Origin of the sequence: Nonomuraea diastatica, from assembly GCF_004349015.1 — a bacterium.
Taxonomy (GTDB): Bacteria; Actinomycetota; Actinomycetes; order Streptosporangiales; family Streptosporangiaceae; genus Nonomuraea; species Nonomuraea diastatica.
In genome coordinates this window covers 1-1,396 of record NZ_SMKP01000414.1, presented here as the reverse complement: position 1 = coordinate 1,396, position 1,396 = coordinate 1, and the positions used below count along the sequence as shown (strand labels likewise).

Below are 1,396 nucleotides of genomic sequence, written 5' to 3'. Positions count from 1 at the left end.
CCCCTGCCCTGCTGGCCCAGGTGAGCGACCCCGCCGGGAAGCCCCTACGGGCTGAGGTCGAGATCGAGCACGACCCCGCCGCGACCGGACAGGGCACCGGCCAGATCTGGGCTGGCAGCGCCGACAACGTCCCCGCCAGCACCCAGGCGAATATCGCCGTCCCGGCGGGCACCCTGACCGACGGGTGGAAGGTGCGCTGGCGCGCCCGCGCTGTCTCAGCTACCGCCGCCTCCGCCTGGTCGGACTGGCAGTCCTTCACCGTCAGCCTGCCTAAACCCACCGCCACCGGCCTGACCATCACTCCGTCGAAGGTAGTGGACGGCGTGACGGTGAGCACCACGCTCACCCCCACGCTGCAGGCCACCCTCACCCACCCCGCCGGCCAGGCGCTGCGGGCCGAGGCTGAGATCGAACACGACCCGGCCGCACCCGAAGGCCAGGGCACCGGTCAGATCTGGACAGGTGCCGTGGACAGCGTCGGCTCCGGTACCCAGGCGAGCATCGCCGTCCCAGCGGACAAGCTAGTTGATGGGTGGAAGGTGCGCTGGCGCCTACGCGCGGTTGGCGAGCAGGCCGCCTCGGCCTGGTCGGAGTGGCGGCAGGTCACCGTGGACGTCACCCAGTCCGGCGAGGAGCCCCTGGCCCAGACCGCCGGACCGGTGATCCGTACCGATCAGAGCTTCACCGCCGCCGCTTGGCTACGGTGGAGCGACAAGGACGGCGACTACACCGTCCTCGAGCAGAAGGGCATCCACCAGGCGCCCTTCCGGCTCGGCAACACCCCGGACCACGGACTTGTGTTCACCCTCACCAGCGCCGACGCCGCGGATGCGACGGTCGAGGGCGTGGTGTCCGACGTCGAACCACCGGTCGGCGAATGGTTCCACCTGGCCGGCGTGTACGACGCCACGGCCAAGTCCGCCTGGCTGTACCTCAACGGCAACCTGGTCAAGACCTCGCCAGTGAGCTTCACGGCGTGGAACGCGGACACCGCCATGACCCTGGGCGCCGAAATGCGGGGCGATCTTGACGACGTCCAGCTCTACCAGAGGCCCCTGTCCTCCGAAGATCTCACAGCCCTCGTCGCGGGAACGTCAGCAACGATCACCCAGCCGACAACGGAGTCCACGCGCAAAGCGGCAGGCACCGCCATGGCCGCCTCCTCCTTCAATCCTGATCACCTGACGCTGGAGGACTGTTACAACACCCCGACCGATCCGAGGCACGCAGCGTTACTGGCACGCATTCAGGAACGCGTCTACGCCTCCTGTACTACATTCGCAGATCTTGGGGTAGGGGGTCGCCTCGTTGGCGGTAGTGGCTGATCAGGGCTCGGGTTTGGTGGACAAGCCGGAAATGTGACCAGGACAGCACATGGTCGATGGCGGTGGCCGCG

Annotated in this window: 1 protein-coding gene; it reads left to right on the top strand. The window is 68.3% G+C overall.

Annotation, left to right across the window (positions count from 1 at the left end; genetic code table 11):
- Positions 1 to 1,325 (top strand): LamG domain-containing protein (locus E1294_RS51935; RefSeq protein WP_132520754.1); only part of this gene is annotated, 1,325 nt, incomplete at its 5' end.
- Positions 1,326 to 1,396 lie beyond the last annotated feature (71 nt).